16 protein-coding genes are annotated in these 19,038 nt (G+C 59.6%); all 16 read right to left on the bottom strand.

Going from position 1 to position 19,038, the window contains the following annotated elements; genetic code table 11:
- Positions 1-1,989 (bottom strand): ATP-binding protein, encoded by a 1,989-nt coding sequence (locus AC1DV6_RS03210; protein ID WP_477975068.1) that lies wholly within the window; start codon positions 1,987-1,989, stop codon positions 1-3.
- A 51-nt stretch (positions 1,990-2,040) separates the two neighbouring features.
- Entirely contained in the window at positions 2,041-2,862 is an 822-nt protein-coding gene (gene trpA, locus AC1DV6_RS03205; protein ID WP_477975066.1) for a tryptophan synthase subunit alpha, read from the bottom strand.
- Positions 2,863-2,864: 2 nt separating this feature from the next.
- Positions 2,865-4,124, bottom strand: a complete 1,260-nt coding sequence (gene trpB, locus AC1DV6_RS03200; RefSeq protein ID WP_477975064.1) for a tryptophan synthase subunit beta — start codon at positions 4,122-4,124, stop codon at positions 2,865-2,867.
- 55 nt (positions 4,125-4,179) lie between these two features.
- Complete coding sequence (locus AC1DV6_RS03195) at positions 4,180-4,893, bottom strand: phosphoribosylanthranilate isomerase (protein ID WP_477975062.1); 714 nt, start codon at positions 4,891-4,893, stop codon at positions 4,180-4,182.
- Positions 4,890-5,672, bottom strand: coding sequence for a tRNA pseudouridine(38-40) synthase TruA (truA, locus tag AC1DV6_RS03190; RefSeq protein WP_477975060.1), 783 nt, complete (start codon positions 5,670-5,672; stop codon positions 4,890-4,892). Before truA ends, AC1DV6_RS03195 begins: the two co-directional genes overlap by 4 nt.
- 53 nt (positions 5,673-5,725) lie before the next feature.
- Positions 5,726-8,338, bottom strand: a complete 2,613-nt coding sequence (locus tag AC1DV6_RS03185) for a motility hub landmark protein FimV (RefSeq protein WP_477975058.1) — start codon at positions 8,336-8,338, stop codon at positions 5,726-5,728.
- Between the two features lie 228 nt (positions 8,339-8,566).
- The gene (gene asd, locus AC1DV6_RS03180; RefSeq protein ID WP_477975056.1) at positions 8,567-9,703 is read right to left on the bottom strand and encodes an aspartate-semialdehyde dehydrogenase; all 1,137 of its coding nucleotides are present in this window, start codon (positions 9,701-9,703) and stop codon (positions 8,567-8,569) included.
- Positions 9,704-10,242: 539 nt separating this feature from the next.
- A complete protein-coding gene (gene leuB / locus AC1DV6_RS03175) occupies positions 10,243-11,310 on the bottom strand; it encodes a 3-isopropylmalate dehydrogenase (protein WP_477975054.1) in 1,068 nt (355 codons plus the stop codon).
- Between the two features lie 79 nt (positions 11,311-11,389).
- Positions 11,390-12,040: a 3-isopropylmalate dehydratase small subunit gene (gene leuD, locus AC1DV6_RS03170; RefSeq protein WP_477975052.1), complete on the bottom strand. Its 651-nt coding sequence runs from the start codon at positions 12,038-12,040 to the stop codon at positions 11,390-11,392.
- Positions 12,041-12,053: 13 nt separating this feature from the next.
- Entirely contained in the window at positions 12,054-12,212 is a 159-nt protein-coding gene (locus AC1DV6_RS03165) for an entericidin EcnAB (protein ID WP_477975050.1), read from the bottom strand.
- A 23-nt stretch (positions 12,213-12,235) separates the two neighbouring features.
- Positions 12,236-13,684 (bottom strand): 3-isopropylmalate dehydratase large subunit, encoded by a 1,449-nt coding sequence (gene leuC / locus AC1DV6_RS03160; protein ID WP_477975048.1) that lies wholly within the window; start codon positions 13,682-13,684, stop codon positions 12,236-12,238.
- A gap of 9 nt (positions 13,685-13,693) precedes the next feature.
- Positions 13,694-14,608 (bottom strand): LysR substrate-binding domain-containing protein, encoded by a 915-nt coding sequence (locus tag AC1DV6_RS03155; RefSeq protein WP_477975047.1) that lies wholly within the window; start codon positions 14,606-14,608, stop codon positions 13,694-13,696.
- 263 nt (positions 14,609-14,871) lie between these two features.
- Positions 14,872-16,182 carry a citrate synthase gene (gene gltA, locus AC1DV6_RS03150; RefSeq protein ID WP_477975045.1) on the bottom strand — a complete coding sequence of 437 codons (1,311 nt, stop codon included), beginning with the start codon at positions 16,180-16,182 and terminating at the stop codon, positions 14,872-14,874.
- Positions 16,183-16,192: 10 nt separating this feature from the next.
- Positions 16,193-16,477, bottom strand: a complete 285-nt coding sequence (locus AC1DV6_RS03145) for an FAD assembly factor SdhE (protein ID WP_477975043.1) — start codon at positions 16,475-16,477, stop codon at positions 16,193-16,195.
- 4 nt (positions 16,478-16,481) lie between these two features.
- Positions 16,482-17,186 carry a succinate dehydrogenase iron-sulfur subunit gene (locus AC1DV6_RS03140; protein ID WP_477975041.1) on the bottom strand — a complete coding sequence of 235 codons (705 nt, stop codon included), beginning with the start codon at positions 17,184-17,186 and terminating at the stop codon, positions 16,482-16,484.
- 52 nt (positions 17,187-17,238) lie between these two features.
- Positions 17,239-19,026: a succinate dehydrogenase flavoprotein subunit gene (gene sdhA, locus AC1DV6_RS03135; protein ID WP_477975039.1), complete on the bottom strand. Its 1,788-nt coding sequence runs from the start codon at positions 19,024-19,026 to the stop codon at positions 17,239-17,241.
- Positions 19,027-19,038 lie beyond the last annotated feature (12 nt).

Raw genomic sequence — 19,038 nt, 5'->3', positions numbered from 1 at the left:
TCAGGGTGTGGCCTGTGCTACTGCCCTGCGCAAAATGTCATGCGCTTCATCGAGTGCAAAGCGGGTGATGGCAAGCTTGAGGCTGCGGAACTGTGTCGCAAACATGCGGTTGAACAAGGTTTCCTTGGCCGCAAAAAGCCGCAACGCCTGCGGGTTGTCATCCCGCAATAGCCGCACCAATTCGTTAACTACCGCCATCGCATCCTCTTGCAGTGGCAGGGGTGGTCCATCGCCGGCCGTGGTGTTGCGCGTCGGGGGCTTGCTCCATCGCAACAGGGCAGAAAAAAGCCCCGCCGGCACTATCGGCTTGGCCACAAAATCCACCATCCCCGCGTCTGAACAGCGCTGCCAGTCCGCCGACATGGCAGTGGCAGTCATTGCGATGATGGGTGTTCCGGGCCAGCCTGGCAAGGCCTGCATGGCACGCGTGGCGTCCAGACCGTTCATCACCGGCATCTGCACATCCATCAGGATCGCATCAAACGATTGCGCTTGTGCCATCGTCACAGCGACTGCGCCGTTGCCCGCAACTTCAACTACAACGCCTACGCCCGTCAGGACTTCCAAAACCACTTGCTGGTTGATGGGGTTGTCTTCAACCACCAGCACCCTGACTCCGGCCAGCGCTTTGCTCAGGAGCAGCGATTTTCGCAAGTCTTCACGGGGTGCACGCTGCGCAGGTTCGCTGCTGGACAGTTGCAGGCGGGCCGTAAACCAGAAGGTCGATCCTTTGCCTGGAACACTTTGCACGCCAACGTCGCCTCCCATCAATTCGGCCAGTTGCCGGCAAATGGCCAGTCCTAGGCCCGTTCCGCCGTATTTCCGCGTAGTGGAAGTGTCAGCTTGTTGAAAACTCTGGAACAGGCGGCTGATTTGTTCTTCGGTGAGTCCGATGCCGGTGTCGCTCACCTCACATCGCAGCAGAATTTCATGGGTGGACTGGCTCTGCAGACGGATCCGGATGCCCACGTCGCCCTGGTCTGTGAACTTGACGGCGTTGTTGGCATAGTTGATCAGGATCTGGCGCAGTCGCAGCGCGTCTCCCACCAACATGGCCGGCACATCCTGGGCGATGTCAACGGCCAGCTTCAACCCCTTTTCTTCCGCTTTCTCAGAGATCAGCGTGGCTACATCTTCGATCAGGTCTTGCACCGAGAAGTCCACGGATTCCATCTGCATCATCCCCGCCTCGACTTTGCTGAAGTCCAGCACGTCGGTGATGATGCCCAGCAGATGCTGGCCCGAGCGCTGGATTTTTTGCAGGTAGTCGCGCTGCTGTTCTGTCAGCTCCGTTCCCAGGGCCAGAAAGCCCATGCCGATGATGGCATTCAGCGGGGTACGGATTTCATGGCTGATGTTGGCCAAGAAATCGCTTTTGTACTGGTTGGCCGCTTCTGCGGCGGCGCGGGCTTTGATGGTCTCGGTGAAAAGTTGTGCGTTTTTTAGCGCAGCGCCCAAACTGGTTGCCACTGTATTGAGAAGTCGGCATTGCGCCTCACCAAATGCATTGGATTGCACATGGTCTTCCAGGCTCAAGAGCGCAATGATCTGCTTACCGGCAAAGACGGGAACACTGATGATGGACACCGGTTTGTCGGTGCCATCCATGATTTGCAGGCCCGCCGAATCCAGCTCCACTGCATTGTTGATAATCACCTCGCGCCCGGTTGTCACCATCGCCTCGTACAGGCCGCCCGGGCGCGGCGGTTCCGGATCCAGGTTGAGCCGCACACCGTGTTCGTAGACATAGAGGCTGTGGATCAGGTTGGTTTCCGCCTCGTACACGGAAATGGCAATGTCATCGCTGTGAAGTACAGCGCGCAGTTTGTCGCCCACAAAATCGACAATGGCCTGGAAAGTCAGTTCTTCAACAATAGCTTGTTGAATGGTGTTGATGATGGACAGCTCAATGTCGCGCTGCGCCAGGCTGATGCGCAGCTGCTGCAGTTCCGTGAGGTTAACGCCGCCAGTGGGTTGTGCTGTGTCCATCAATCAAGACTCCTCGCCTGTGTGGGCGCTACTGTAAACGAGGTCCTGCGTTCAGGCGTCCAGTGCTGAGCGGATTTCCTGCATAAATTTCTGTGCCGTGGCCGCTACCTGATTGCGTGGCTGGTCTTCCAGCAATTGGATGATCTTGCTGCCAATCACCACAGCGTCGGCCACTTTGGAGATGGTTTTGGCGGTTTCCGCATCACGAATGCCAAAGCCCACACCGACCGGCGTGCTGATGTGCTGGCGTATGCGTGGCAGCATGGCTTCTACAGCGCCAATATCCAGTGCGCCGGAGCCAGTCACGCCCTTGAGCGATACGTAGTACACATAGCCGCTGGCTACACGGGCCACTTGCTGCATTCGTTCATCGGTGCTGGTAGGCGCCAGCAAAAAGATCAGGTCCATGCCATGCGCGCGCAGATCGGCGGCGAAAGTCTCGCATTCCTCGGGCGGGTAGTCGACGATCAGAACACCGTCCACACCGGCTTCCGCCGCGTCCTTGACGAAAGTGCTGTTGGCGCCGGCTTTTCCATGTTTCTGGTCATAGCGCTCCACCGGGTTGGCGTAGCCCATCAGCACCACGGGCGTGGTGGCGTTGGTTTTTCGGAATTCGCGCACCATGGCCAGAACCTGCACCAGGCCAATGCCAAACGCCAAGGCCTTGTCGCCCGCCTTCTGGATCACAGGGCCGTCGGCGCTGGGGTCGGAGAATGGCACGCCCAACTCGATGACATCCGCACCGCCCGCGACCATGGCGTGCATCAGTTCGGGCGTCACATCGGCATACGGGTAGCCGGCGGTGACGAATGGAATCAGCGCCTTCCGACCCTGGGTTTTGAGGGTCGAGAACGTGGTGTCAATGCGTCCCATGCTCATGCTCCCTTCACCACATGGCCGCGCATCGAAGGGCGGTCATACACATCGTCACCCGACAGATCGGCCACCGTGCCGATGTCCTTGTCGCCGCGGCCTGAAAGGTTGATCAAAATCGACTGGTCGGGGCGCATCGTCTTGGCCAGCTTCATTCCGTAGGCCACGGCGTGGCTGGATTCGAGTGCGGGGATGATGCCTTCCGTGCGGCATAGGTAGTGGAAGGCTTCAAGTGCCTCCTTGTCGGTGATACCCACGTATTCCGCGCGGCCAATATCGCCCAGGAACGCATGCTCCGGGCCTACGCCGGGGTAGTCCAGGCCCGCGCTGATGCTGTGCGTCTCGGTGACCTGGCCGTTGTCGTCCTGCAGTACATAGGTGCGGTTGCCGTGCAGCACGCCCGGGCTGCCGCGTTGGATGCTGGCGCTGTGTTTTCCACTGTCCAGGCCTTCGCCCGCTGCTTCCACGCCGATCAGGCGGGTGTTCTCGTACGGGATGTAGGGGTAGAAGATGCCCATCGCGTTGGAGCCACCGCCCACGCAGGCAATGACAGCGTCCGGTTGCTGTGTCTTGCAGCCAGCGGCGAGCAGCATCTCGGGCATCTGCACCAGACATTCATTGCCGATCACACTTTGGAAGTCGCGCACCATCATCGGGTAAGGGTGTGGGCCCGCCACGGTGCCAATGATGTAGAAGGTGTTGTCCACGTTCGCTACCCAGTCGCGCATGGCTTCGTTGAGTGCGTCTTTCAGCGTCTTGCTGCCGCTCGTGACCGGAACCACGGTGGCGCCCAGGAGTTTCATGCGGTAGACGTTGGGGCTTTGGCGCTTCACGTCTTCGCTGCCCATGTAGACCACGCATTCCAGGCCGTACCGTGCGCAAATGGTGGCCGTAGCCACGCCGTGTTGGCCGGCGCCAGTTTCCGCGATCACACGCGGCTTGCCCATGCGCTTGGCGAGCATGGCCTGGCCGATGGTGTTGTTGACCTTGTGCGCCCCGGTGTGGTTCAGGTCTTCGCGCTTCAGGAAAATTTGCGCACCGCCCATTTCACGGCTCATGCGGTCTGCGTGGTAGACCGGGGAAGGGCGGCCTACATAGTGAGACAGCTCAGACTGGAACTCGGCGAGGAAGGCCGGGTCGTGCTGGTACTTGGCGTAGGTGTCTTTCAGCTCGTTGATGGCGTGGGTGAGTGTCTCGGAAACAAAGCTGCCGCCGTATTGGCCAAAGTGGCCTTTGGCATCGGGTTGCTGGTATTCGTACATGGTTTTCCATCCGTGATCGGACGGAGCTGGCACTGTGTGCAGTCCGTACCGGAAATTATTGAAATTGCTGGTCCGCTGCGCGCACGGCAGCAACGAACTCGAAAATCTTTACGGGGTCTTTGATGCCCTTGAGGGGCTTGCCCTGAGCGTCGATGGCTTCCACGCCGGAGCTCACGTCCACGGCCAGCGTTTTACAGCGCGGCCGAACCGATGTGATGCCATCGCCCACGTTTGCACTGGTGAGTCCACCACTCAAGACGAGGTGAGCGTTGACGTTTGGAGGAAGAAGTGACCAATTGAATGTTTTGCCTGCACCACCGTAGCCTTCGACGTGTGCGTCGAGCAGGATGGCTTGGGCCTTGAAGTAATCGTTTGTGAATTGTACGAGGTCAAAGGCCTGGTCGTCATCGCCAAGGGGAATGCGCGCTGCGCGCAAAAAAGGCCGGGGGTAGGGGCGCTCGCTCGATGCCTTGGCCAAAGCCAGGCACAGTTGTGGCGTTTCATCGCCATGGAACTGCAGTGTCGAGTTGGGAAGCTGTTCGCACGCTTGCCGCACGAGACCTGGTGCGGCATTCACGAACAGCAGCACAGGGGTGACGAAAGCTGGCAATCGGCGCGCCAACATGGCTGCGCGTTCCGGGGTGACATAGCGGGGGCTCTTGTCGTATAAAACGAATCCCACGGCATCGGCCCCAGCGGCCACGGCCGCTTCCACGTCCTGTTCACGCGTCAGGCCGCAAATTTTGATCCGGGTTTTTTGGCTTGTCATGGCAAGCCATCATACGCAGCGGTGCGGTCGGGTATGCCCCACTTGGCGTCATAGCGCGGGCCGAGAAAGTACAGGCCATCGGGCGAGAAGGTGGGAGCAGCGGCGCGACGATTGCGCGCTGCCAATACTTCGGCCATCCATTCGGGTGGCTGCTTCCCTTGGCCAATCTGAACCAGACAGCCCATGATGTTGCGAATCATGTGGTGCAGAAAGGCATTCGCTTCGAACTCGATACGCCAGTACGCACCGCGTTTGCTGAATGCGATTTCCAGCATGGTCTTGACCGGGGTCAGGGCCTGGCACGCAGAGGCCCGGAATGAAGTGAAGTCGTGCTCGCCAATCAGGATATCGGCCGCCTGTCGCATCGCTTGCCCATCCAGCGTATTGAATGTCCAGCCGACGCGGCCATGGTCCACGCTGGGCCGGATGGGCGACTCGTAGAGTACATAGGCATAGCGCCGCGACGTGGCGCAGGCGCGGCAATGGAATTCGTCCGGCGTAAAAACGGCCCATTGGACGGCAATATCACGTGGCAGATTGGCGTTGGTGCCGCGCACCCAGGAATAGGTGTCGCGTTCGAGCTCGGTGTCAAAGTGCACAACCTGCATGATGCCGTGCACGCCAGTATCGGTGCGACCCGCGCACAGGGTGGAGACCCGTTGCGCCGCAAACTTGCTGAGCCCGGCTTCGAGTTTGTCCTGGATGGTGAGGCCCGACGGCTGGCTTTGCCAGCCGTGGTAGGCCCGTCCGTTGTAGCTGATGCCCAGCGCCACTCTCATGGCGGGTTCAGACCTTCAAGAAGAAAAGGAAGCCAAGACGCCCGCTGGGCGCCTTAGCTCAGATTGGCCAGCGCGCGCTGCGCCTTGACCCGCATGTCGCCCGTTGCTTCAGCCACGACTTCTTCGATCAACGCACGGGCGCCATCTTCGTCGCCAATGGAAATGAACTCGTCGGCCAAGGCCAGCTTGGTTTCCAGCGGGTCTTCTCCCGACAGAGTTGGCGCTTCGCTCGGTTGCTCGGAAGGAGTATCCAAGTCCAGCGACAGGGAGCCCATGTCGAACTCCAACATGCCTGCGGAGGTGCTGTCTGATGCACCCAAACCGGTACGTCCGGTGTCTGGTGGAGCGGTGTCGGTCGCTACAAAGTCGGGCCGGTCCAGCATGTCGTCTTTTGACATACTCAGGCCGTCCATTGACAGCGAGATTTCAGGCAGTGCGGCGGCGGGTTCGGGTTCTGCGCTCAATGCGCCGGGGCCGGAGACATCAAAGTCCAGCGACATGCCGTCGTCAGAGGGGGGTGTGGAGACCATCTTCTGTGTCCGCTCGGCAGGCTCAGGTACTTTGCCACCCGTCACATCGCTGATTGCGCTGGCGGGCTCGTCGTCCATGGAGAAATCCAGATCCAGATCCAGATCCATGGATTTGCTCTCGGCATACTCGGGTTGGACCGATTGCGGAACCGTGCTGTTGGCAAACGGAGCGTCGCTCCGCTTGAACGCCATCGTGGCCTCGGTAGGTGCTGGCCCCAGATCACCGAATCCGCTGACGGACGTAATGCCAGGCTGGTACAGCTTGTTATCAGGATCAATGGTCAGTCCCATTTCGCAGATGCGCGCCCATTCGGGGCTGTTGCCACCGGTCAGCTTGAATGCCTGGGTGGCCGCGGCTTCAAAACTCTTTGCATCGCGGCGCTTGGCGTAAATCTCCATCAGCTTGGTGTGAATCGCCAAGCGGTTGGGGTTGGTGCGAACCGCTTCTTTCAGGATTTCTTCGGCTTGCAGGTCGCGGCCATATGCCAAGTAGACATCGGCTTCGGCCACCGGGTCCACGTCATCCGCAGCATCCAACTGGCTGGCGGAATAGACCATGGACGAGTTGGATACCGGGCCTTCATTGGCCGTATCGATACGTTGACCGCCGCTGGCACCAAAGAAGGAATCCGGTTGCAGGCGGCTTTCCAGGAAGGAGCTATCCACTTGGGCAGAGTTCTTCTTGCGCTGGCGTTGGCGCCAGAACGCAAATCCACCGAGCAATACCAACAAGCCACCAGCTCCCGCTGGTACCAGCGGGTCTGCGAGCAATTCATCCAGAATGCCGGGTTCTTCAACACGTGCGGCAGGGGCTGGCGCCGCGACCACGGGTTTTGCGGCTGCGACAGGGGCGGGCGCTGGCGTTGAAGCAACAGGTGCGGGCGTGGGCGCAGATGCAACGGGCGCTACGACCGGAGCAGTCACGGCGGCAATCGGGACGGAAGGAATGGGGCTGGATGCGGGCTTTGCCGCTGCAACCGGTGCTGCGGCAATTGGCGCACTCGCGGCAGGCTTGGTGGCTGCTGCAACCTTCGACAATTCCTTGATGTTCTTCGCCAGTTCCGCAGCGCGCGCAGCGGCGTCCTTCTCGGCTCGCTCCTTGGCAATACGGGCTTCGTCGGCTTTGGCTTGGACCGATCCCTTGGACAGCGTCAGTTTGTCAGGTGTTGCTGCCGCGGGCTTCTTGTCCTCAACCTTGGCGGTCACAGAGCCGCTGGATTTGCGGTCGGCAGCCACTACTGGAGCGGTTGGCACGCTGGTCGCCAGATTGCGGCGGAAATCGTTGAAATCCTTGCTTTGGGCCACAACCATCTGGCTGGCCTCAGACGCCGATACGGCACGGGCTTGTTCTTCGCTTGGCAGGTTGATCACCGCGCCAGAACGGATGCGGTTGATGTTGCCCTTCAGGAATGCATCGGGGTTGGAGCGCAGCATTGCGACCAGCATCTGGTCCAGCGAAATGCCAGCGGGTTTGGCGTTGGCGGCGATCTTGCCGGCGGTGTCACCATCGCGCACCGTAACTGTCTTGCCGGAGTCCGATGCAGGTTTGGCAGGTGCTTTGCTGGTCGGAACAACGGGTGCTGCGGCCGGCTTTGCCGCCGAGTTGCCGCGTGCGGTGTCAGTTGAGGCCGTGCTGGGCTGGGTAACGGGGGCTGTGCGGTTGCTCTGTACAGGCGCCGTGCTGGCTTGAGGCAACGTGGGGGCTGGGGCTTGGCGCACGACCGGTGGGTCGAACAGCATCGTGAAGTCGCGAATGATGCGACCGCTGGACCAGCTGGCTTCCAGAATCATGTCCACAAACGGGTCATTGATGGGGCGAGTACTAGTCAGGCGAATGTAGGCCTGACCATTGGCACGGCGCTGCACACTGGCCTGCAGGGACGAAAGTGCGGTGTTGTATTCCAGTCCGGCGGCCACAAAGGCATCCGGGTGGGCAACACCGGCGCGCAGGGACGCGGCTTCCTCGGCGTTGATCTCGGGAATATCGATTTCCGCCCGCAATGGTTCGCCCAAGGCTGACTGAACCGTAATGCGACCGAGCGAAAGCGCCATGGCACTGTTAGCACACAGGCCCATGAACGCAATGGCCGCAGCCGCAAGTGCGGTCTTCTGCCAACGTTGTGACTTAGCAATCAATTTAATAGCCTCCGGTGCTCAGGCGAGCGGCAATGGACTTGTCTTTTTGCGGGCAAATAACCCGGCTCTCAAAACGTAAAAAGTACCATAACATCAATGTCTTAGCCTGACAAGCTAAGAAAGTGTTTAACTTTCAAAGCCGATGATGGATTGGGTCAGGACGGCTAGTTTATGTTGCCAAGGGACAACGACAGGGTGAGCCCGCCCCGCCGTTGTAACCAAAGGTAATCAGGCCTGCAAAAGGATGCGCAACATGCGGCGCAGCGGCTCGGCAGCACCCCACAAAAGCTGGTCGCCGATCGTGAAAGCACCCAAATAGTCCGGACCCATCGCCAGTTTGCGGATACGGCCGACCGGGATCGTCATGGTGCCGGTGACGGCCACGGGCGTCAGGTCCTGAATCGTGGCTTCACGGGTGTTGGGCACCACTTTGACCCACTCGTTGTCAGCGGCGATCATGGCCTCAATGTCGGCCAAGGGCACGTCCTTCCTCAGTTTGAAGGTCAGAGCCTGGCTGTGGCAGCGCATTGCGCCTACGCGCACGCAGAAGCCGTCGACAGGGGTTTCCAGCGAGCCAAAATCGGCGCCCTGGCCCAGAATCTTGTTGGTCTCGGCCATGCCCTTCCATTCTTCCTTGGACATGCCATTGCCCAGATCCTTGTCGATCCAGGGGATCAGCGAGCCGCCCAGCGGCACGCCAAAGTTGGCAGTTTCGGCCGATGTGAGTGCGCGCTGCTTGGCGATGATCTTGCGGTCGATCTCCAGAATCGCGCTCTTGGGGTCGTCCAGCAGGGCTTTGACTTCGGCGTTCAGCGTGCCGTACTGGGTCAGCAGTTCGCGCATATGCTGGGCGCCGCCGCCGGAGGCAGCCTGGTAGGTCTGGGTGCTCATCCATTCAACGAGGCCGGCCTTGTACAAAGCGCCCACGCCCATCAGCATGCAGCTGACGGTGCAGTTGCCGCCGATCCAGTTCTTGCCGCCGTTTGCCAGTGCCTTCTGGATTACAGGCATGTTGACCGGGTCCAGGATGATGACGGCGTCTTTGTCCATGCGGAGCGTGGAGGCGGCATCGATCCAGTGGCCGTTCCAGCCGGCGGCGCGCAGCTTGGGGAAGACTTCGGTGGTGTAGTCGCCACCCTGGGCGCTGATGACGATGTCGCACTTCTTCAGCGCGTCGATGTCAAATGCGTCTTTGAGGGTGGTTTCGTTCTTTGCCAGCGCAGGGGCTTTACCGCCAGCGTTGGACGTAGAGAAGAAGACAGGTTCGATCAGCGCGAAGTCACCTTCGGCCTGCATGCGGTCCAGAAGGACGGAACCCACCATGCCACGCCAGCCCACCAGGCCGACCAGATTTCCAACTTTCATTGCATTGCCCTTTCAGATTTTCGAAATGTTTGAATTTCATCTGCCCGGCTCGTCTGGCCGGGGAGGGGCGCGACGAACCAGGCTGTTTAGCCAGTAATGGTTGTCGTTTTGGTCACCAGAGACCCAGCCACTGCCACTGCGGTGTGCGCAGTAGTGCCGACCTTGTGGGTCGATGCGGTGGAAATGGGGCGTGCTTGCATGGGTGTCATTGTAATTGCAAGTTTGGTGATTTGATTACTTTGGGATTACAGGGTTCGGTTTTGTCTCTCGCCCGCAGCGGGTAAGGGGTGGATGTTTTGCTACGTGTCCCCCGGGCCGTGAGGGCCCTCCTCCTTGACCTCCGCAAAACACCCACCCCTTACCCGCTGCTGGAGAGGTGTGTGCACGAAGGAAGGAATTGAAGGCATTTGCACGCCCAAGTTCGGAGGAGCAGTAGGGCGGTGCGTTTTTGCGTAGGTCAAGGAGGAGGGGCCCTCACGGCCCCGGGGGACACGAAGCAAAAACGTACCGCGCTGCTGATCTGAAGCGTGTGAAATGCCTTACAGAGCCGCAACCACAGCGTTACCCATTTCCAACGTAGACACACGCTTGGTGCCTTCGCTATAAATGTCCGCAGTCCGCAAACCTTGCTGCAATACCTTCTGAACAGCAGCCTCAATACGGAGAGCAGCTTCTTCTTGATTCAGACTGAAGCGCAACATCATCGCCGCGCTCAGTATGGTTGCCAACGGGTTGGCAATGCCTTTGCCCGCGATGTCAGGCGCGCTACCGTGACTAGGTTCATACAGACCCTGGTTGCTGCTGTTCAAGCTGGCAGACGGCAACATGCCGATAGAGCCGGTGAGCATGGACGCTTCGTCGGACAGGATGTCGCCAAACATGTTGCCGGTGACCACCACGTCGAAAGCCTTGGGCGCTTTGACCAATTGCATTGCCGCGTTGTCCACGTACATGTGTTGCAGTTCGACGTCTGGGTATTGCTGGCCGACTTCGGTGACCACGTCTTTCCAGAACTGGAATGTCTCCAGCACGTTGGCCTTGTCGACGCTGGTGACTTTCTTGCTGCGCTTGCGTGCGGCCTGGAACGCGACGTGGGCGATGCGTTCGATCTCGGGCTTGCTGTAGCGCATCGTGTCGAAGGCTTCTTCGGCACCAGGAAAGTGCCCGTCGGTCGCGATACGGCGGCCGCGCGGCTGGCCGAAGTAGATGTCACCTGTCAGCTCACGGATGATCAGGATGTCCAGACCCGCAATCAGCTCGGGCTTGAGGCTGGAGGCCCCCACCAGTTGCTCGTAGCAGATGGCGGGGCGGAAGTTGGCGAACAGGCCCAGGTTCTTGCGCAGGCCCAGGATGGCCTGCTCGGGGCGGAACTGGCGCTCCAGCTTGTCGTACTTCCAGTCGCCCACGGCGCCGAACAGCACTGCGTCGGCTTCTTTCGCCAGCTTGAGCGTGGCTTCAGGCAGGGGATGGCCATGCGCGTCGTAGGCCACGCCACCCACCAGCGCGGTTTCCATTTCCAGTTTCAGGTCCAGCGCCTTCAAGACCTTGACGGCTTCCGCGACGATTTCGGTACCAATGCCGTCACCCGGCAACACTGCGATTTTCATATTCAGACTTTGAGTTTGGTGAAGGCAGGTGGCGCCATACGCCGAACCCCGCCTGATTTGCTATTATTTTAGGAGCTGCTTACGCACGCATGGTATGGGCTAACCACGGTTTTTGTGCCAAACGTTGGGCTTCAAAGGCCTTGATCTTGTCTGCATGGCGCAGGGTCAAGCCAATGTCGTCAAAGCCGTTGATCAGGCAGTACTTGCGGAAGGCCTGCACATCGAACGGAATTTCTTCGCCCTGAGGCTTCACGATGACCTGGCGCTCCAGATCGATGGTGAGCTGGTAGCCGGGGAAGGCGAGCGCTTCGCTGAACAATTGGTCCACCTGCGTCTCGGTCAGCACGATGGGCAACATGCCATTCTTGAAGCTGTTGTTGAAGAAGATGTCGGCGTAGCTGGGCGCGATGATGGCGCGAAAGCCGTATTGATCCAGCGCCCAAGGCGCGTGTTCGCGCGAGGAGCCGCAGCCAAAATTCTTGCGCGCCAGCAGGATGGAGGCACCGGCATAGCGCGGCTGGTTCAGAACGAAGTCTGGGTTGGGTTTGCGGCTGGCCGGGTCCTGGCCGGGGTAGCCCGCGTCCAAGTAGCGCCATTCGTCAAACAGGTTCTGGCCGAAGCCGGTCTTGCGGATGGACTTCAGGAACTGCTTGGGGATGATGGCATCCGTGTCCACGTTCTCGCGGTCCATGGGGGCCACCAGGCCCTTGTGTACGGTGAATTTCTGCATGGTGAGGTGCGCCTTATTTGGAGATGTCTCGGATTTTTTCGCCAGCTTTCTCGATACCTTTGCCAGCGGTCGTACCGACCTCCTTAGCGTCTTGTTTGACGCCGGACCAAGTGTTGCAGCCAGAAAGGAGCAGCAGGGCAGAAGTAGCAATCAGGGAGATGAGTGTTTTCATGATGAAAGCTTCCAGAGAAGGGGTCAGCTGAATTTGCGGATATCGACAAAGTGGCCGTGGATGGCTGCTGCCGCTGCCATGGCCGGGCTCACCAGATGAGTGCGACCGCCGGCGCCCTGGCGGCCTTCGAAGTTGCGGTTACTGGTGGAGGCGCAGCGCTCGCCGGGCTCCAGACGGTCGGCATTCATGGCCAGGCACATGGAGCAGCCGGGCTCGCGCCACTCGAAGCCGGCGGCCTTGAAGATCTCATGCAGGCCTTCACGCTCTGCCTGGTCTTTCACCAGACCCGAACCAGGCACGACCATCGCGAGCTTGATGTTCTTGGCAACCTTTTGGCCCAGCTTTTTCACGACGGCAGCTGCTTCGCGCATGTCTTCGATGCGGCTGTTGGTGCAGGAACCGATGAAGACCTTGTCGACGAACAAATCGTCCAGGGCCTTGCCCGGCTCCAGTCCCATGTAAGTCAGCGCGCGTTCAATTGCGCCGCGCTTGTTGGCATCTTTTTCCTTGTCGGGGTCTGGCACGCGGCCATCGATACCCAGCACCATTTCGGGTGAGGTGCCCCAAGTGACTTGCGGCAGGATTTGTGACGCGTCCAACTCGACGATGGTGTCGAACTTTGCCCCTGCATCGGTATGCAGTGTCTTCCAGTAGGTGACGGCTTGGTCCCATTCGACAGCGGCCGCGTCGCCATTGACGGCACTGTGGCCCGGCGCCAGAGGGCGGCCTTTGACGTAATCGATGGTCTTTTCGTCAACAGCTACCAGACCGGCGCGTGCGCCGGCCTCAATCGCCATGTTGCAGACCGTCATGCGGCCTTCCATGGACAAGGCGCGGATCGCGGAGCCGCCGAACTCGATCGTGAAGCCGGTGCCGCCTGCAGTGCCGATCTTGCCGATGATGGCCAGCACGATGTCCTTGGCGGTGATGCCCTTGGCAACCGTACCTTCAACTTTCACCAGCATGTTCTTGGCCTTCTTGGCCAGCAACGTTTGCGTCGCCATCACATGCTCGACTTCGCTGGTGCCAATGCCGTGCGCCAGTGCGCCAAATGCGCCATGGGTGGAGGTGTGCGAGTCGCCGCAGACCACGGTCATGCCAGGCAGCGTAGCGCCGTTCTCGGGACCGATCACGTGCACGATGCCCTGGCGTTTGGACAGGAACGGGAAGTAGGCCGCCGAGCCGAACTCGGCAATATTGCTGTCCAGCGTGGTGACTTGCTCTTTACTGGTTGGGTCGGTGATGCCGTCGTAGCCGCGTTCCCAGCCGGTGGTGGGTGTGTTGTGGTCGGCGGTGGCGACGATGGAGCTGACGCGCCAGACCTTGCGGCCAGCGACGCGAAGGCCTTCAAAGGCCTGCGGGCTGGTGACTTCGTGTACCAGATGGCGGTCGATGTACAGAATGGACGTGCCGTCGTCTTCGGTGTGGACAACGTGGTCGTCCCAGAGCTTGTCGTAAAGCGTGCGTGCCATGGTTTTCCTTCAGTGATTCGATTTTAGATGTTCGACCAGCAACCGCGCAGTGCGCGGCAGGGTAGAGAAGTCGCGCGCCACCAGCTCGATCTGGCGCGTCGCCCATGCATCGGTCAACGCCACGGCACTGAGCTCGCCTGCACCGTACATCAGCGAGAACGCGCGCAAGGGCATCACGCCTACGCCCAACCCGTTATGGATCATGCGGCACATGGCGTCCAGCCCGGTGACCTGAATGCGTAGCTTGATGGTTTGCCCAAGCGCGGAAGCGGCCTGGCGCATGGCGACGTAAATGGAGCTGTTGGAGTGCAGGCCTACATGGTCCAACGTTAGCGTATCTTCAAAGGCGACCAATTTTTTGCGGGCCAATGCGTGCTTGCGTGGCACCACCAAAACCAGTTGATCCTGTCGGTATGGCAAGGTTTGCAGTTCACCCACGCCATCGGCCGTGTTGCAGATGCCCAGATCGGCTGCGCCCTCCTGCACTGCGCGGATCACCTCGCCACTCAAGTGTTCTTCCAGATCGATCTTGATGCCAGGGTTGGCGCGGATGAACGCGCCCAAGTCCTCCGGCAGGAATTGCACGGTGGCCGAGATGCTGGCGTGTACCCGCACTTGGCCGCGTGCGCCGTCGGCGTATTCGCTGAGTTCGGCTTGCAGACGTTCCAGGCTGAACAGTACGCTGCGGGCATGGTGCAACAGGTTTTGCCCGGCGGGCGTAAGGTGCACGCCGCGCGAATGCCGTTGCAGCAGGGCGCTGCCCAGCGTGGCTTCCAGATCGCTCAGTCGTTTGCTCAGCGCCGAGGGTGCAATGAATTCCCGCTGGGCCGCCTTGCCGATGCTGCCCAGTTCGCAGACGGCGACGAACAACTGAAGCGAAGTCAGGTCCAGGCGGCGGGCGAGGTTGGGATCAGGATGGGGCATGGGATTTAGACATCGTTGATTGCGATGTGGTTCCTTTATTCTCCCATTGAATCTATCCGCTTGCATCGCGTTTTGCGATGACTGGCATCGAGGGCGGATACGGCATGCAATCGTTTATCCCCAGTGGGTACTATCAAAACGATAGCTGCTTACGCACATTCCATGCGCTCCAGTGGCATATTCCCCTCTGAAAAATGAAAATCCCCGCTGCCTTTGCAAGCAGCGGGGATTGGCATGGAGCGCAGCCGCAAGGGCTGCTGCCATCAGCGTTGGCCGATAGGCAATACGTCGCGTTTGACGGAGCCGGTGAACAGCTGGCGTGGACGGCCAATCTTGTATTCCGGGTCGCCAATCATTTCATTCAGTTGTGCAATCCAGCCGACAGTACGGGCCAGCGCGAACACGGCGGTGAATAGCGGCACCGGAATGCCGATAGCGCGTTGCACGATGCCGGAGTAGAAGTCCACGTTGGGGTAGAGCTTGCGCGATACGAAGTAGTCGTCTTCCAGCGCGATCTTTTCCAAGGCCATGGCCAGTTTGAACAGCGGGTCGTTTTCCAGTCCCAGCTCGGCCAGCACTTCCTTGCAGGTTTCTTGCATCAGCTTGGCACGAGGGTCGTAGTTTTTGTAAACCCGGTGACCAAAGCCCATCAACTTAACGCCGGAGTTCTTGTCTTTGACCTTCTCCATGAATTCGCCAACCTTGCTGATGCCACCCATCTTCTGGATGTCTTCCAGCATGTTCAGGCAGGCCTCATTGGCGCCACCGTGGGCGGGGCCCCACAGGCAAGCCACACCGGCAGCAATCGCTGCAAACGGGTTGGTGCCGGACGAGCCGCACAGGCGCACGGTGGAGGTGGAGGCGTTTTGTTCGTGGTCGGCGTGCAGCGTGAAGATGCGATCCATCGCACGTTCGATGACGGGGTTGACGACGTAGGGTTCGCAAGGCGTGGCAAACATCATATGCAGGAAGTTGCCGGCATAGCTCAGCTCGTTCTTGGGGTACATGTAGGGCTGGCCGACGGTGTATTTGTAAGCCATCGCGACCAGGGTCGGCATTTTTGCAATCAGGCGGATTGCGGAAATGTCGCGGTGCTCTGGGTTGGTGATGTCGGTGCTGTCATGGTAGAAGGCCGACAGTGCGCCGACCAGGCCGGTCATGATGGCCATGGGGTGCGCATCACGGCGGAAACCGCGCAAGAAGAACTGCATCTGCTCGTTGACCATGGTGTGGTTGGTCACGCGCTTGGTGAAGTCGGCCTTGCCCGCTGCATCGGGCAGGTTGCCGTACAACAGCAGGTGGCAGGTTTCCATGAAATCGCAGTTGGTGGCCAACTGCTCAATCGGGTAGCCGCGGTACAGCAGCTCGCCCTTGTCGCCATCGATGTAGGTGATGGCTGATTGGCACGATGCGGTGGACAAAAAGCCCGGGTCGTAGGTGAACATGCCGGTTTGCGCATACAGCTTGCGGATATCCACGACGTCAGGTCCCACGTTGCCGTGGTAGACCGGCAGTTCCACACTGGGGCTGCCGTTACTGAACGACAGGGTGGCTTTGTTGTCAGCTATTTTCATCTTTCACCTTTCAGAGGGGAGTCTTCAACATTTTCAAAACTTCGTGCACATCATCGTTGTCCATGCTGGCATTCACCTGACCGAGGGTCTTGCGGCCGAGCTGGACATCCAGCAAATCGTTGTCGCTCAGGTCCATCAGATAGTTCAATGCGTTTGCCTGCGTGGTCGTCAATGATTCGCTGTAACGCTTGAAAAAACGTTCGATGAAAAGATCGTTCTCCAGCAGGCCACGGCGGCAGCGCCAGCGCAGCTTGCTGAGAGCTCTTTCATCGATCAGTTCCAGCGTTGCAGTCATGTGCTTAAACCGTGCGCAGCACCATCATCTCTTTGATCTTGCCAATTGCCTTGGTCGGGTTCAGTCCCTTAGGGCACACATCAACGCAATTCATGATGGTGTGGCAACGGAACAGGCGGTACGGGTCTTCCAGATTGTCCAGGCGCTCGGCAGTCGCTTCGTCGCGGCTGTCGGCGATGAAACGGTAGGCTTGCAACAGTCCAGCAGGGCCGACAAACTTGTCAGGGTTCCACCAGAAGCTGGGGCAGCTGGTGGAGCAGCTCGCGCACAAGATGCATTCGTACAGGCCGTTCAGTTCTTCGCGCTCTTCTGGGCTCTGCAAACGTTCTTTTTCAGGCGGCACGTTGTCATTGATCAGATACGGCTTGATCGAGTTGTACTGCTTGAAGAACTGCGTCATGTCGACGATCAGATCGCGCACGACCGGCAGACCAGGCAGTGGCTTCAGGATGATCACGTCCGGCAGCGTGCGCATATTGGTCAGGCAGGCCAGGCCATTCTTGCCGTTGATGTTCATCGCATCCGATCCGCAAACGCCTTCACGGCAGGAGCGGCGGAAGGAGATCGTCGGGTCTTGCGCCTTGAGCTTCATCAGCGCATCCAGCAGCATGCGCTCATGGCCATCCAGCTCGACCTCAATGGTCTGCATGTAGGGCTTGGCGTCGGTGTCCGGGTCGTAGCGGTAGATCTTGAAAGTGCGTTTAGTCATAAATGTTTCCTAGTCAGTTGGGGACAGAGCTAAAGATCTGTCCCGCAAATCCTCAGAAGGTCCGTGTCTTCAGCGGAATGGAGTCGACCGTCAGCGGCTTCATTTGAACCGGCTTGTACGCCAGGCGGCTGCCTTCGCTGTACCACAGCGTGTGCTTGTGCCATTCGGTGTCATTGCGGCCGTTCGGGTGCGCAGGTGTATCGCCGTAATCGTTGACCGAGTGTGCTCCGCGGCTTTCCTGGCGGGCAGCGGCAGACACGATGGTGGCCTGTGCGGCTTCGATCAGGTTTTCCACCTCCAGCGCTTCAATGCGGGCTGTGTTGAAAATTTTGGACTTGTCTTTCAAGCCGATCTTGTTCACACGGTCACGCAGCGCAGCGATTTTTGCGACGCCTTCGTTCATTGCAGCCTGGGTGCGGAACACGCCAGCGTGCTGCTGCATCGCATCGCGCAAATCGTTCGCCACATCCTGTGCGTATTCGCCGTCAGTCGCATTGTCGAGTCGCGCCAAGCGGGCCAGCGTTTTCTCAGCGGCATTCGCGGGCAAGGCCTTGTGCGTCGTGGTCTTGTTGAATTCAACAATGTGGTTGCCGGCAGCGCGGCCGAACACCAGCAGATCGAGCAGCGAGTTGGTGCCCAGGCGGTTCGCACCGTGCACGCTAACGCAGGAGCACTCGCCGACTGCATATAGGCCATTGACAACCTGGCTCTTGTTGTCCGCATCTTGCGTGACCACCTGGCCGTGGATATTGGTCGGAATGCCGCCCATTTGGTAATGGATGGTCGGTACCACAGGAATCGGTTCCTTGGTGATGTCGACGTTGGCAAAGTTGTGACCAATCTCGAACACCGACGGCAGGCGCTTCATGATGGTGTCCACACCCAAGTGGGTCATGTCGAGGTTGATGTAGTCCTTGTTGGGACCACAGCCTCGGCCTTCCTTGATTTCCTGGTCCATGCAGCGCGACACGAAATCACGTGGTGCCAAATCCTTATAGGCGGGCGCATAGCGCTCCATGAAGCGCTCGCCATTGCTGTTGCGCAGAATTGCGCCTTCGCCGCGGCAGCCTTCGGTCAGCAGCACGCCAGCACCGGCAACGCCAGTGGGGTGGAACTGCCAGAACTCCATGTCTTCGAGCGGGATGCCAGCACGTGCCGCCATGCCCAGGCCGTCACCGGTGTTGATAAAGGCGTTGGTCGATGCGGCAAAAATGCGGCCTGCGCCACCGGTGGCCAACAGCGTGGTCTTGGTTTCCAGAATGTGTACATCGCCGGTTTCCATTTCCAGCGCGGTCACGCCGACGACGTCGCCATCTGCGTCGCGGATCAGATCGAGCGCCATCCATTCGACAAAGAAGCTGGTTTTGGCGGCAACGTTTTGCTGGTACAGCGTGTGCAGCATGGCGTGGCCGGTACGGTCAGCAGCGGCACAGGCGCGTTCTACGGCTTTCTCACCGTAGTTGGCGGTGTGGCCGCCAAACGGACGCTGGTAAATCGTGCCATCGGGATTGCGGTCAAACGGCATGCCCATGTGTTCCAGGTCGTAGACAACCTTGGGTGCTTCGCGGCACATGAATTCGATCGCGTCCTGGTCGCCGAGCCAGTCGGAGCCCTTGACGGTGTCGTAGAAGTGGTAGTGCCAGTTGTCTTCGTTCATGTTGCCCAAGCTTGCGCCAATGCCGCCTTGGGCAGCGACCGTATGCGAACGGGTGGGGAAGACTTTGGACAGGACGGCGACGTTCAGACCGGCGCGGGCCAACTGGAGAGACGCGCGCATGCCGGAGCCACCGGCGCCGACGATCACGACGTCAAATTTGCGTTTGGTAACGGAGTAAGCCATGGAATTAGAGCC

It is taken from the genome of Rhodoferax sp. P2_H8_2 (genome assembly GCF_056403235.1).
The sequence above is the reverse complement of the archived record's forward strand: the minus strand, read 5'-3'. Positions and strand labels throughout refer to the sequence as shown.

Bases quoted from the DNA above. Each gene is read 5' to 3' on its own strand.
- AC1DV6_RS03210 (WP_477975068.1), bottom strand. From the start codon at position 1,989: ATGGACACAGCACAACCCACTGGCGGCGTTAACCTCACGGAACTGCAG.
- trpA (WP_477975066.1), bottom strand. From the start codon at position 2,862: ATGGGACGCATTGACACCACGTTCTCGACCCTCAAAACCCAGGGTCGG.
- trpB (WP_477975064.1), bottom strand. From the start codon at position 4,124: ATGTACGAATACCAGCAACCCGATGCCAAAGGCCACTTTGGCCAATAC.
- AC1DV6_RS03195 (WP_477975062.1), bottom strand. From the start codon at position 4,893: ATGACAAGCCAAAAAACCCGGATCAAAATTTGCGGCCTGACGCGTGAA.
- truA (WP_477975060.1), bottom strand. From the start codon at position 5,672: ATGAGAGTGGCGCTGGGCATCAGCTACAACGGACGGGCCTACCACGGC.
- asd (WP_477975056.1), bottom strand. From the start codon at position 9,703: ATGAAAGTTGGAAATCTGGTCGGCCTGGTGGGCTGGCGTGGCATGGTG.
- leuB (WP_477975054.1), bottom strand. From the start codon at position 11,310: ATGAAAATCGCAGTGTTGCCGGGTGACGGCATTGGTACCGAAATCGTC.
- leuD (WP_477975052.1), bottom strand. From the start codon at position 12,040: ATGCAGAAATTCACCGTACACAAGGGCCTGGTGGCCCCCATGGACCGC.
- AC1DV6_RS03165 (WP_477975050.1), bottom strand. From the start codon at position 12,212: ATGAAAACACTCATCTCCCTGATTGCTACTTCTGCCCTGCTGCTCCTT.
- leuC (WP_477975048.1), bottom strand. From the start codon at position 13,684: ATGGCACGCACGCTTTACGACAAGCTCTGGGACGACCACGTTGTCCAC.
- AC1DV6_RS03155 (WP_477975047.1), bottom strand. From the start codon at position 14,608: ATGCCCCATCCTGATCCCAACCTCGCCCGCCGCCTGGACCTGACTTCG.
- gltA (WP_477975045.1), bottom strand. From the start codon at position 16,182: ATGAAAATAGCTGACAACAAAGCCACCCTGTCGTTCAGTAACGGCAGC.
- AC1DV6_RS03145 (WP_477975043.1), bottom strand. From the start codon at position 16,477: ATGACTGCAACGCTGGAACTGATCGATGAAAGAGCTCTCAGCAAGCTG.
- AC1DV6_RS03140 (WP_477975041.1), bottom strand. From the start codon at position 17,186: ATGACTAAACGCACTTTCAAGATCTACCGCTACGACCCGGACACCGAC.
- sdhA (WP_477975039.1), bottom strand. From the start codon at position 19,026: ATGGCTTACTCCGTTACCAAACGCAAATTTGACGTCGTGATCGTCGGC.